12 protein-coding genes are annotated in these 12,409 nt (G+C 59.3%); 6 read left to right on the forward strand and 6 right to left on the reverse strand.

The genetic code is table 11. From position 1 onward, the window contains the following. Window positions 1-77: 77 nt before the first annotated feature. The 6 genes from C7450_RS10705 to C7450_RS10730 all read right to left on the reverse strand — a co-directional run bounded on the left by C7450_RS10705 (window position 78) and on the right by C7450_RS10730 (window position 6,115). A complete protein-coding gene (locus C7450_RS10705) occupies window positions 78-1,325 on the reverse strand; it encodes a threonine synthase (RefSeq protein ID WP_110374440.1) in 1,248 nt (415 codons plus the stop codon). Between the two features lie 129 nt (window positions 1,326-1,454). Beyond that, window positions 1,455-2,204: an amino acid ABC transporter ATP-binding protein gene (locus tag C7450_RS10710; RefSeq protein WP_110374441.1), complete on the reverse strand. Its 750-nt coding sequence runs from the start codon at window positions 2,202-2,204 to the stop codon at window positions 1,455-1,457. A 41-nt stretch (window positions 2,205-2,245) separates the two neighbouring features. After that, window positions 2,246-2,938 carry an ABC transporter permease subunit gene (locus C7450_RS10715; RefSeq protein WP_110374442.1) on the reverse strand — a complete coding sequence of 231 codons (693 nt, stop codon included), beginning with the start codon at window positions 2,936-2,938 and terminating at the stop codon, window positions 2,246-2,248. After that, window positions 2,938-3,579, reverse strand: coding sequence for an ABC transporter permease subunit (locus C7450_RS10720; protein WP_170147188.1), 642 nt, complete (start codon window positions 3,577-3,579; stop codon window positions 2,938-2,940). Before C7450_RS10720 ends, C7450_RS10715 begins: the two co-directional genes overlap by 1 nt. A 299-nt stretch (window positions 3,580-3,878) precedes the next feature. Further along, window positions 3,879-4,625 carry a transporter substrate-binding domain-containing protein gene (locus C7450_RS10725; protein ID WP_110374444.1) on the reverse strand — a complete coding sequence of 249 codons (747 nt, stop codon included), beginning with the start codon at window positions 4,623-4,625 and terminating at the stop codon, window positions 3,879-3,881. A 710-nt stretch (window positions 4,626-5,335) separates the two neighbouring features. After that, complete coding sequence (locus C7450_RS10730) at window positions 5,336-6,115, reverse strand: SDR family NAD(P)-dependent oxidoreductase (RefSeq protein WP_110374445.1); 780 nt, start codon at window positions 6,113-6,115, stop codon at window positions 5,336-5,338. Between the two features lie 569 nt (window positions 6,116-6,684). Between C7450_RS10730 and C7450_RS10735 the strand changes: the two genes are divergently transcribed. From C7450_RS10735 to C7450_RS10760, 6 genes are all read left to right on the forward strand, one after another. Beyond that, window positions 6,685-7,641, forward strand: a complete 957-nt coding sequence (locus tag C7450_RS10735) for a LysR substrate-binding domain-containing protein (RefSeq protein ID WP_110374446.1) — start codon at window positions 6,685-6,687, stop codon at window positions 7,639-7,641. A 301-nt stretch (window positions 7,642-7,942) separates the two neighbouring features. Beyond that, window positions 7,943-8,842, forward strand: coding sequence for a branched-chain amino acid ABC transporter permease (locus C7450_RS10740; RefSeq protein ID WP_110374447.1), 900 nt, complete (start codon window positions 7,943-7,945; stop codon window positions 8,840-8,842). Further along, the gene (locus tag C7450_RS10745; protein ID WP_110374448.1) at window positions 8,839-9,723 is read left to right on the forward strand and encodes a branched-chain amino acid ABC transporter permease; all 885 of its coding nucleotides are present in this window, start codon (window positions 8,839-8,841) and stop codon (window positions 9,721-9,723) included. Before C7450_RS10740 ends, C7450_RS10745 begins: the two co-directional genes overlap by 4 nt. Continuing rightward, window positions 9,704-10,474, forward strand: coding sequence for an ABC transporter ATP-binding protein (locus tag C7450_RS10750; RefSeq protein ID WP_210206421.1), 771 nt, complete (start codon window positions 9,704-9,706; stop codon window positions 10,472-10,474). Before C7450_RS10745 ends, C7450_RS10750 begins: the two co-directional genes overlap by 20 nt. Further along, window positions 10,461-11,177, forward strand: a complete 717-nt coding sequence (locus C7450_RS10755; RefSeq protein WP_110374712.1) for an ABC transporter ATP-binding protein — start codon at window positions 10,461-10,463, stop codon at window positions 11,175-11,177. Before C7450_RS10750 ends, C7450_RS10755 begins: the two co-directional genes overlap by 14 nt. A 75-nt stretch (window positions 11,178-11,252) precedes the next feature. Then, entirely contained in the window at window positions 11,253-12,371 is a 1,119-nt protein-coding gene (locus tag C7450_RS10760; RefSeq protein ID WP_110374450.1) for an ABC transporter substrate-binding protein, read from the forward strand. The last annotated feature ends 38 nt before the right edge of the window (window positions 12,372-12,409 follow it).

Consider the following 12,409-nt stretch of genomic DNA (forward strand, 5'->3'; position numbering starts at 1 on the left):
CTCTTTCCGTTTTATCCGGGATGGCTCATGCCCGCCGGCCGATACCGGCCCGAGCGCTGCCGACGCCCGCGCCCCGGCTAGATGTCGAAGCCGAATTCCGTTTTCAGATAGTGGCGCAGGGAGGCGAGATCGGGCTTCGTAGCCGCCGCCGGCCTCGGTTCGGCGGGTTCCTTCAGCCCCGTCGAACAGCCGATCACGACGACGGGGCCATCTGCATCGAAAGCCATGATGTCATCCAGCGCCGCGAATGCCGCGCTTGACGAATATTCCTGCCAAAGTCCCTGCCGGGCGAGGACGGCGTGCGCGGCCCGCGCCGCATCGTCCGTTACCAGCAGGGGGATGCCATTGCTGTCTCGGATCGCAATCACCGCGCGATAGCCGTTGACGGTGACGGCGGTTCCCGACTGGATCGTCGGACCGGCCTCGACTGTCGTGGCCGGCGTGTTGGCCCTCAGGGCATGATGGAGCGGGCCGCGCGCGGCGGGCTCGACCGAGACGAGCTGGGGGATCCGGTCGATGCGCCCAAGCAGCCTAGCCTCGTTGAAGCCTTTGTAGATTCCATAGAGCATCTCGCCATAGCCTGTCGGCACGACGACTGCGGCGGGTGTCGCGCCGTCGAGATCGGCGAGGATTTCGTACGCCATGGTCTTGTAGCCCTCCGGCCCCCATGGGTGGCCGGTATGGACCGGCGTGAGATTGCTGACCGGATAGGTTCCGGGGAGTTCTTTCAACGCGCGCATCGCGGGCCAGCGCGCATCGGCCGGTAGAAAGACCGGATAGGCTCCATAGCCGAGGATCATGTCGCGAACGACCGGGCTGACCTCGGGCATGGTCAGGACGATGCAGTCCAGCCCGGCGCGGCTCGCCATCGCTGCCGCGGAGATTCCATGATTTCCAGAGGAGGCGACGATGATCGTGGTTGCGCCCTCATACAGGGCCGCGCTGATCGTGAAGGTATTCAGCCGGTCCTTGTGGCTCCAGGTCGGATTACGGCTCTCGTCCTTGATGAAGACCTTTTGCTCACGGAAGCGCGGAGGCGCCACGCTGGAGACGTCGACCAGCGGCGTGCCGCCGACAGGCATGGTGGCACGAGGGTGGCGCGGAGGAAGAATTGCCTGCCAATCCTGCCAATGCGTTCCCCGCGCGAAAGAAACGTCGGTGGCGGACGCGTAGTCATAGGCGACCTCAAGCGGAAACTGCATGGTCTCGCTTGAGGTCTTCGGGCAACCTGAGAGCTGTGCCGGCAGAAGCGGATAGGTGGGGTTTCCAGGGCCAAGTGAACGCTGGGCCGTCGCCAGCGATGGCGTTTGGATATCGAAAGTCATAATTGCGTTGTCTTCCAACTCGCCGGGCTCGCTCCAGGTTGACCTGGGCGCTCCCTGGCATTTCGAAGTTCGGACACATCCGCAGCGCGGATGGGGTGACGCCGATCGGATGATCGGAGCGGCTGGTCGCTAATGCAGGACCTGCTCCAGGAACCGCCTGGTCCGCGCTTCCCGCGGGTTTTCGAAGAAGATGGACGGCGGCGCTTCTTCGATGATCCGCCCCTGGTCCATGAAGATGACGCGGTCGGCAATCCGGCGCGCAAAGCCCATCTCGTGCGTCACGCAGATGATGGTCATGCCGTCCTGCGCCAGGTCGGCCATCGTATCGAGCACCTCCTTGACCATCTCAGGATCCAGCGAGGAGGTCGGCTCGTCGAACAGCATGACGCTCGGGCGCAGACAGAGAGAGCGAGCAATGGCGACGCGCTGCTGCTGGCCGCCGGAGAGCTGGCCCGGGTATTTGCCCGCCTGTTCCGGAATCCTGACTTTTTCCAGATAGCGGCGGGCGATCCGTTCGGCCTCTGCGCGCGGCGTCTTGTGAACCCATGTCAGCGCCAGGGTGCAGTTCTGCAGAACCGTGAGATGCGGGAACAGGTTGAACTGCTGGAACACCATGCCGACGTTCTTACGGACTGCCTCAAGGACCCGTGACTTCTGTGCGAGTTCGACGCCATTCACAGTGATCTTGCCGTTCTGAAATGCTTCCAGGCCATTGATGCAGCGGATCATCGTCGACTTGCCCGAGCCGGAAGGGCCGCACACGACGATGCGTTCGCCCTGTTTCACGCTTAGATCGATGTCGCTCAGGACCTGGAAATCCCCGAACCACTTGCTCATCTTTTCAATCTCGACAGATCTCGCGACCGGGCTGTCGGGCATGGGTGTGTCCTTTTTCAATGAACCATTATCTGGCGCCGTCACTACAGCGCCTCCGCACGGGCGCTTCCCGCGACCGAGATCAATGAGAAGATCCAGCTGAGGGCGAGGCGCGTGGTGATCGTGATGCAGAGATAGATGAAGCCGGCGATGAGAAGTGGCTCGTAGATGTCGAGCGTTCGTGACCTGATCTCGTTGGCAAAACCCATCACGTCCATGACGGTGACCGTGAAGGCAAGAGCCGTGCTCTTGCAAAGCAGGATCACTTCGGTCGTGTAGGCAGCGAAACCGTTCCGGATCATCGCCGGGAAGATCGCTGCCCTGAAGGTCTGGAAACCATTCAATCCGAGCGATCGCGCGGCTTCGATCTGTTCCTTGGGTGTCTGGAAATAGGCGCCGCGCATGATCTCGGACGTGAAAGCCATCTCGACGATGGCCAGGCAGATGATCGTGCACCAGAACGGGCTGGAGAACACAGCCCACAGGAAGGTCTCGCGGACAATCGGCAGCAGCGGCAAGCCGTAGTAGATGATGTAAAGCACCAGCAGCATCGGCACGCCGCGGATGCAGAACATCAAATTCCACACGCTCTTCGAGATGTGTCCAGGAAAGCGGATCTGGATGAACGCCATCGCTGCAGCGAGGATGAAGCCAATCACGAGGGAAACCAGAAACAGGCTCAGGGTCGTGGACAGGCCGCCGAGGATCTCCCGAGTATAGGCGATCATAAGTTCCATCAGATCGCCCCCATCGATCGGCGGGAGCGACCTTCGAGATAGGAGAAGACTCTTGAAGACGCGAAGGCGAAGGCGATGAAGATCGCGATCGCGATGCCATAGAAGGTGAACGGGGCGCCAGTCGAACGCGCGCCGAGAGAGGCGATGCGTACGATATCGGGAATGCCGATAATGCTGAGCAACGCGGTTTCCTTCATGCTGATCAGCCAAAGCGACCCGAGATGCGGCAGCACCTTTCTGTAGATCTGCGGCAGGATGATCAGCGCGAGCGACTGAAAGCGGGTGAATCCGAGAGCGCGGCCCGCCTCATGTTGCCCGGCCGAGATATCGGCCCAGCCGGCCTTGAACAATTCGGTGGCATAGGCACCGAGCACGATCGATGTCGAAAGCACTGCCGGAACGACCGGGCTCACACTCGCGTCGGACGTTCCCGTCAGAAATTTCACCAAGGACTGGATCAGGCTGTCGGCGGTATAGAAGATCAACAGAAGCAGAAGAATGCCGGGCAGGCTCCTGAACAGATATGTGTAGAATTTGACGATAGCAGCGGCGAACCTGATGCGCGACGACGCTAGGAGCGTGGCGCCGATCCCAATGATGATACTTAAGACGAAGCTGATGATTGCGATGGAAAAGCTCATTCCAAACGCTTTGACGAACTGATGTCCCCATCCTTGCTCGAGGTAATTCAGCATTCCCGACACCTGTTTATTAATCTATGAAGAAGCCGATTACCGCTCCAGAGGCGGAGGCGAGCGATATCGGCGCGCTCGCCTTGCTCGGCATCATTCCGTCGAGACACCGCGCGAGGTAGGCGGCAGCGCCGCGAAGCGTTGCCGTCGCCCGCGCGACAGCAGCGCCGGCGCTTGTTGTTTTTCATCGGCGGTTCGACGGATGTCTCGATCTTCCCGAAATCAGCGATCAGCGTTTACGCCGAGTCTCATTTGATTTTCGGGCCCCATTTCTTCTGAAGCTCGGCCCAGGTGCCATTGGCTCGCAATGTCTTCAGGGCCGCGTTGAATTCGTCTCGCAGAGCGGTGTCCTGAGGGCGGAAGGCGATGCCGATCCCTTCGGAGACCTGAACGCCCTCTCCGATGGTGACGAGTTTGGGGCCGTCGCCTTCTTTTGCGAATTTTTCTTCCAGCCCCAGGACAATATCGACACGGCCGGCCTTGAGATCGGAAATCAGCGCGTCGATCGACGGATAGCGCCTGATCTGGGCGCCCGGATACGTCTTCTCGATATAGGCGGCGTTGGTTGTGCCCTGCTGAATGCCGATGATCTTGGTCGCCATCGTTTGCGGGGTTATTGGGAACTCCTTGCCTGCGACGACCCCGTATTCCGAATAGGTGATGCCGTAGGGGTCGCTGAAAATGACCCGCTTCTTGCGCTCTTCGGTGATTCCCATGGCGCCGAGGATGACGTCGAACTTCTTCGCGAGAAGGGCGGGGATGATGCCGCTCCATTCATTCGTGACGAAGCTGCATTGGGCTTTGATCAGCTTGCAGATCGCATTGCCGATATCGACGTCGAAGCCCTGAACCGTGCCGTCGGCGGCGGTCATGTTGTATGGCGGGAAGCCGCCCTCGTTCGCGATGACGAGCTTGCGCGGCGCTTGGGCTTGCGCGGTTGACAATGACGCGATGAAGGCCACCGCCATAAGGGCCTTTACGAATTGAAGTGCCATGAGGGTGTCCCCATCTCCATTTGTAATTACAAATGAAGCTAGCGAGGATGCAGCATTTGTCAACTGCCCGATGCTCGTCCATGACGGGATGGGTATCTCGGACCACCAAACCTGGGACGAGAAGTGGGGGCCTTGGTGCAGGCACGATATCCATGGAAGGCAGCTGCACGCCTTCGACGTGTAGATCGACTATGTGGCCTGCTGGCGAGTCTGCCGTCGTACAGGTCGCGACCCGATTAGCACATGCAGGCGGCCAATGCTCGCTTTGCATTTTTTGTAAATAGAATTTACTATTCACGGCCACGTAGACGCAAAGCTAAGACGATCGCTCTGTCCACAGAGATTGTATTAGGACAGGCCTTTAGCAAGAGATAGCCAATAAGCTGATCCTGCCCCTGCTTTGCCCGCAAGCCAGCCCGTTTCCTCGCAATCACCCTAGCCCGGCTGACAACAGCCTTCTCAGCCCCTGAGGCGGTCATCAGGTCGTACTTGCGCAACTCCCCCAACAGCCGAAGCAGAACGATACGGTGTCGACGTGACTGCCGATCCCGGAAAATTTCGCGAATAGCTCGCGAGTGTCTATCTCAACCCCTCGTTGCAAAATTCATCCATGCCCTTGACGACCCAAGGGTGGGGCACTCGCGTCAGTGTGTTTGTCGCAAAATGCACTATTGCAACAGGCAAGGAGCCGCGCTCTTGAGATGATTTGATTAGTCCCAAACGGTGCCCGAATCAATATTTAAGGATTGCCCTGTAATGTTACAGGCCTCATCTGATGCAAGGAATGCGACCGCAAGCGCTATATCGGACGGAGCGGTCGCTCGGGCAAGCGCACTGGTTCCAACCAGCTTGCGCAACGTTTGAGATTTCGAAGTTCCTGCGTCGCGTGACTGCCGCTCAAGCCATTCTCGCATCATCGGCGTCTCTGTGATTCCAGGGCACACACAATTCACCGTGATACCGAACTGTCCGAGCTCGGAGGCGGCAATTCTTGTCATGGCAATAATGGCGCCCTTCGTGCCAGCATAGGCAATGTTCGAGGTCTGTCGAAATCCTTTGCCTGCGATCGAGGAAATGTTCACGATCCGCCCGCTTCGCGCTGTCCGCATGAGCCGCCCGGCATGCTGCATCATCAGTAGCGTGCCGCGGAAGTTGACCATCGTGATCTCGTCAATCGCGTCCGGCGTAAGATTTGCGAAGGAAACCTGGCGGGAAACTGCGGCGTTGTTCACAAGAACCTGAACGCCTCCATAATCCGCCTCGACCCGGTTGAAGAATTCCACGATCGCGGCCGGATCGCGCAGATCAAGATCAAGGCTTCGGCTCTCGGGGGCGAGCGCGCGAAGATCGGCATCGGCGGCGCGAAACTCGCCAGACGGCAGATCCACAGCCAGGATGACGGCGCCTTCCGACGCAAATTGCAGCGCGATGGCCTTGCCGATCCCGCGAGCGGCCCCGGTCACGACGACCGTCTTGTGCTTGAAGCGCATGGATGTTGTCTTCGTTGATGGCGGGGGAACATGGCAGGACGCTGCGGGCCGCCCCCGGGGATGTGGCCTCGCTCATGCGCAATGACCTATTTGGTCGGGTCAAAAACCAGGTGAAAGCGGACGTTGCAATGGCCGCGCCATTGATGTGAGAGCTCTCGACGTTCGTTTCCTCATGCGGCTACGGATCGGTCGGGCGGCCTGCGCGAAACGGACGCTAAGCGGGACTTCGCAGCCATGACTTGACCGAGACCCGACACGGGCCGCGAGTATTCTGCCTCTTGCGTGGAGCGGTCAGAGTAGAAGCAGCGAAAACAGCGAAGAAGATCGGTCGATCTCATCGTTCCAATTATTAATATAAAGCGACCAATTGTCCCTGCTTGCTATCCTCCAGCGTGAAAATCATCTTAGAACTCACATCAAAACATTGAAGCTAAGCCATTACGATGTATATTCAGTGCAGCGGAACTCCGAAGTCGGGCCATCTTGTTGAATTGAAAAGCAGGGCATTCACTTATCGGGAATGATAACATCGTAGCCGAGAGGGCGTCAATATTTATGGGCAAAATGTTATGACAAAGCTGCATGTCAGGCAGGTCGAGGCTTTCCGCGCGGTTGTGACGCTCCGGAGCATGACGAGAGCGGCTGAGTTCTTGGGAATTTCGCAGCCGGCCGTCAGCCGCCTGATCTCGGATTTCCAGGACCAGGTTGGTTTCCGGCTTTTTCGCCGGTCTCGCACCAGCGCGGAACCTACGCCGGACGCGCTGCTGCTCTTTGAACAGGTTGACAAGCTGTTTAACGGGCTTGAAGAGCTCGGCCATTACATCGGTGCCATCAACAACACCCAGGTCGGCCGCTTGACTGTAGCGGCGACGAATTCGCATGCGTCCGGCTTCCTGCCGCAGATGCTATCGGACTTCAAGCGGGAGCACCCCGGCGTCTCGATCAGCTATCACATCCAAGCCCATGAGCAGGTCATTGATTGGGTTGCGTCGGGCCGCGCCGACGCAGGATTCGTCATACAGCCTGTGGCGAAATCGGACCTCACATCGGTCGTCCTGGGGTCGGCGGATGCCCACTGTGTCATGCCGGCAGATCATCCGCTCGCGCGCAAATCGATCCTTGAGCTCAAGGATTTCGTCGGGGTTCCATTTGTGAGCTTCCCTCGCGGCACGGCGCTCCGCTTCCTGATCGACGGGCTGTTCGACCGCGCCGGAATCGACCGCAACTTGCATATCGAGGCGACGTCCCACCACGCTGTCTGTTCATTTGTCGCCTATGGGATGGGTGTCGGTCTGGTCAATCCGTTTGCCCCTCTGGATGTCTCAGGGAATCCGCTCGTGAGCCGGCCGGTCAAGCCGAGCGTGACCCTTGATGTGCAAATGATTGCGAACGAAAGCGCTCTGTCGATCACAGCCGACATGTTCCGCGCATACGTGCTTCGGGAAGCGCCCCAGCGACTCGGGGAGCGTCTGAGCGCCCGATCGCATTCGGCGATCTCTCCCAGGACAAAGAGGCAGTCTGTCTGAAGCGCGTGTCGCCGCGATCGGGCTGACTGAGGGACGCGAAAGGTGTCAATGCGCCGCCTTCAGGCGGCGGCTATCCACCGTCCCGGGGCAGATGGGCCCGGTGACCGAACGCGGGCTGGCGCGGATCAAGAAATAATATCTATGAAAAATTATCTTGAAAAATTCGGCAATCTGTTATTTCTAAAACGATAATAATTCGGACTCCGGCGAGGCTCCCGGAGATCTGACGATGTGGATTTTTGGGGGCCGGAGTGCGCCCGGGGATCCGAGCGAGACGTGTGTTGGGAGGATCGTTGCCTGGATGATCGCACAGCAAATCCTTAATGGCCTGATCACGGGTTCGGTATACGCGCTGTTTGCGCTCGGCTTCACGCTCGTGTTCAGCGTCAATCGCGTGCTTAATCTCGCCCATGGCGCAGTCTTCATGTCGGCAGCGCTTCTCTCCTATTATCTCGTTATGATTGGCACGCCGTTCGTCATTGCGGCGGCAGTGGCCACCGTTGTCGCGGGCGGCATCTCGATGGTCGTGGAGTTCGTGGCCTTGCGACGACTGCGACGGTTTTCTCCGCATGTCATGGAGTTCGCGGCGCTCGTGACGACCCTCGGTGCAGACATCGTGCTCGTCAGTCTGGCTCACAAGCTGACGGCTGCACAGACTGTCCGCTTCCCCTTCGGGACTTTCCCAAATCAGTTCTTCCTCCTGTTCGGGCTGCGGATATCGCTCCTGCAGATCATCATCGTCTTGAGTGTGGCCTGCATGCTGTCGTTTCTCGTGTTCTACCTCTATCGGACATCGGCGGGTCTGCGGCTGCGCGCGGTCGCCTCGAGCGACAGGGCGTCCCTGCTGCTGGGGATCAATCCGAATGCGGTCTATGCGCAAACTTTTTTCATTTCCGGCATCATGGCCGGCATCGCCGGTGTGCTGATCGCGCTTTCGTTCAATTCGATCAATGCGCATATGGGTGAGAGCTATATGCTCAAGACCTTCGTCATCATCGTTCTCGGGGGATTGGGAAGCGTGCCGGGGTGCGTTCTGGCAGCGCTGTTCTTCGGTGTCGCACAGACTCTCTGCGTCGCGTACCTCCCGCCGGGATCGGCCGACATCATCCTCTATGCCTTACTCTTTGGAATGCTGTTGGTTCGGCCGGCAGGGCTCATGGGAAATGCGGCCAATATCAGCGTCGTGGGACGAAACGCATGAGCTTCCTCGGTCAATATATTCCCCTGCTTGATACTGTTCTGCTCGCCGTAGGCTTTGCGTTCAGCCAGCAGGTGGTGCTGCGGGCCGGCGTTTTCTCCGTCGCGACAGCCGGATTTGCCGCTATCGGATCTTATTGTGCGGCGATCTTGGTCACCAGGCTGGAGTGGCATCCGCTGTTCGCGATGGCGGCGGCGTGCCTCTTCGGCGCCCTGACGGGTTTTCTCCTGGCCCAGCCCCTGGCGCGTCTTCGCGGCATCTACCAAGCGATCGCCACGCTAGCCTTCGTGCAGATCGTCATCGCGGTAACCCTCTTCGCGGAGCCGATTACCGGCGGAGGGCTCGGGATCAACAATATACCGAAATCCGTCGGCACGGGGACACTCGCTGTCGCTGTTCTTGTCACGGCATACATTCTTCATTCCGTGAAGCAGTCCGGCGTTGGCCGCGCTTTTGATGCGATCCACCAGGATGAGACCGTGGCCGCGGTCCTCGGTATTTCAATCCGCAAGTATCAGACGCTCGCCTTCCTGATCTCTGGCTGCATCGCGGGCGCGTTCGGGGGCTTGCAGGCCCTCAACACTTACTCGATCGCGCCGACGACCTTTTCCTTCGCCTTCGTCATCATGGTCCTGGGCTATATCGTGGTCGGTGGCCGACGGTCGGTCCTGGGCCCCGTTGTGGGCGTGGCGGTGCTGACCCTGCTGCCGGAGCTGTCGCGTTTCATGGCCGAATGGCGCCCGATCCTGACCGGGGCCACGATGATTCTTATCTCCACATACTTGCCGCTGGGCCTCGCCGACACCCTGATCGCGCGGCTTCGCATGAGGCGCTTGAGCCATGCCCAACCGGAAGGAGGTCACAGTGTCCGAACTCCGTCTTGACGCGGTTTCGAAGTCGTTCGGCGGCCTTCATGCGGTCTCGAACATCGACCTTGTCGCACCGCAGGGATCGATCACCGGATTGATCGGCCCGAACGGTGCCGGCAAGACTACCATCATCAACCTGATCACCGGCACCCTCCGGATCAGCTCGGGCCGTGTCTTTCTGGATGACGTCGAGCTCACCACGGCAGAGCCGGATGTGATCGCCCGTCGCGGAGTGTCGCGCACCTTCCAGAACATCCGTCTTCTGCCCGAGGCGAGCGTGCTCGATAACGTCATCATCGGCTTTCATCGCCACGAGCGTTCCTCTGTTGTGGCGGGTCTTCTCGGTTTGCCGTCCTCGCTCCGCGAGACACGCGCGCTTCGGCAACGCGGCATGGAGATTCTCAAGCGTTTTCGCATTGAGCGGTTTGCCGACGCGGCGGCGGGTAGTTTGGCTTATGGCCATCAACGGCGTGTCGAAATGGCGAGAGCCGTGGCGGCGCAGCCCCGTATCCTGCTCCTGGACGAACCTGTCGCGGGAATGAATGATGTGGAGGCCGACGAATTGGGCGACCTCTATGAGGAACTGGCTGCGTCCGGGATCGGCCTTCTGATGATCGAGCACAATGTTCGCTTCGTGACGCGGATGTGCACGCGCATCTATGCGATGGCATCCGGCAAGATGATCGCAGCTGGTCCGCCCGGCGAAGTATTGAAGGATCCCAACGTCATCGCCGCCTACCTCGGAGACCGCTATGCTAAGGGTTGAAAATCTCGTCGCTGCCTATGACGGGATCAAGGCGCTTCGCGGCGTTAGCATAGAGCTGGGCCCCGGCGAGTTCGCCGCGGTGATCGGGGCCAACGGTGCGGGAAAGTCGACGCTCCTCAATACTGTGTCCGGTCTTGTACGCCCGGTCTCTGGCAAAGTGCTGCTCGATGGCAAGATGGTGGCCGGGTTGCCCGCGTACCAGATTGCCCGGAGGGGGCTGCTGCAGGTGCCGGAAGGGCGCATGATCATGGGCAACCTTACCGTGCGTGAGAACATCCTGCTCGGATCGCTCACGCGCAACGGACGAACGCCCGCACATGATCTGGATGGCATTCTTGATTTGTTTCCGCGCTTGAGGGAGCGGATGCAGCAGGTTGCCGGCACGATGTCAGGTGGTGAGCAGCAGATGCTGGCGATTGCGCGCGCCCTGATGGGCGCCCCCAAGGTGCTGCTGCTGGACGAGCCAAGCCTTGGGCTCTCTCCATTGATGGCCGACCTGGTCTTCACTGCCCTCAGCAAGCTTCACGCCTCGGGTCTCGCGATCCTGCTGATCGAGCAGAACGTCCATCGCGCACTGGAGGTGGCGCAACGCGCCTATGTCATGGAGCAGGGCCGCATCGTTCAGGAGGGCAGCAGCCGTGAACTGATCAATGATGCACGCCTTATCGAACACTATCTGGGCGGTGCTGTTGCGGCGGCATGACCGAAGTGGAAGCGATATCTTGTTCGCAATCGATGATCTCAAGGATCGCGTTTAAAAAAATCGGGAGGACGACCAATGAAACTCGGAGCTGGTATTCTCGCATTTGCGGCGTTCGCAGCGCTCGCGGGCACCGCGCAGGCCCGTGAATTTCTTATAACATCCATCACTGAAAAAACGGGTAATCTCGCCTCGCAGGGTATTCCGCTGGCGCGCGGGATGGAGATCGCCGTCGATGAGATCAATGCGTCGCGTTATCTGGGCGACAATACGATCAAACTGGTGCAGGAGGACAACGCCAGCGACAGGGGGCAAGCCGCGCTCTTGATGAGCAAGGCCAATGCAGCCGGCAGCATTGCCGTTATCGGCACGGCAACCGGCTACGTTTCGCATTCAATCGCACCTATTGCGAATGAATTGAAACTGCCCCTAATGGGCATGGTCTATTCGCCCGACCTTCTGACCCCGGGACCCTATTCGGTAAAGATCACATCATCCGATGACAGCCACACCCTGTCCTTGGCGCGCTATGTCGTCGATGTTGCGAAGCCTAAGACCTGCCTCATCATCTATGCGAACGACAACCCCGGTTTTATCGCCCAATATAAGACGTTCCGCGCCTATGCAGAGGAGCGCGGCGTCAAGTTCATCGGCCAGGAGGCTGTTTCGCTGCAGGACACCGACTTCTCGGCGCTCGCGACGAAGATCGTGTCGCTTCAGCCGGACTGCTTGAACATCTCGACCACCGCTCCCATTGGCGCCAATATCATCATTCAGGCCTTGCAGGCGGGGATGGACCCCGCTACGCAGATCTTCGCCGGCGCCGGTTTCGCCAACGAGCAGCTCATGAAGGTTGGCGGAAAGGCCGTTGAGAATGTCGTCGTCGTCGCTGATTTCGTTCCGCCGGGTGTCAATGACGCGGGCAAGGCCTTCAGCGCAGCTTACACCAAAAAATTCGGTGTCCCACCCGAGAACTGGTCGGCGGTCGGTTACACCCAGGTCATGCTCCTGGCTTACGGCCTGAAGCAGGCGGGAAGCTCGGCAACCCGGGAGACGTTGCTTGACGCGATCCGGAACGTCGACAACTTTCCAAATATTCTTGGTGGAACAGGTGTTATGAGCATCAAGGACCGGCTGCCTGAATACGAGGCCGCCATCATGAAGGTGAAAGACGGAAAATTTGTAAATGCCAAGTAAAGAAAGCCGTTCAGAGCAGAACGCATTCTTTGTTATTC

This window comes from Chelatococcus asaccharovorans (assembly GCF_003201475.1).
Lineage (GTDB): Bacteria > Pseudomonadota > Alphaproteobacteria > Rhizobiales > Beijerinckiaceae > Chelatococcus > Chelatococcus asaccharovorans.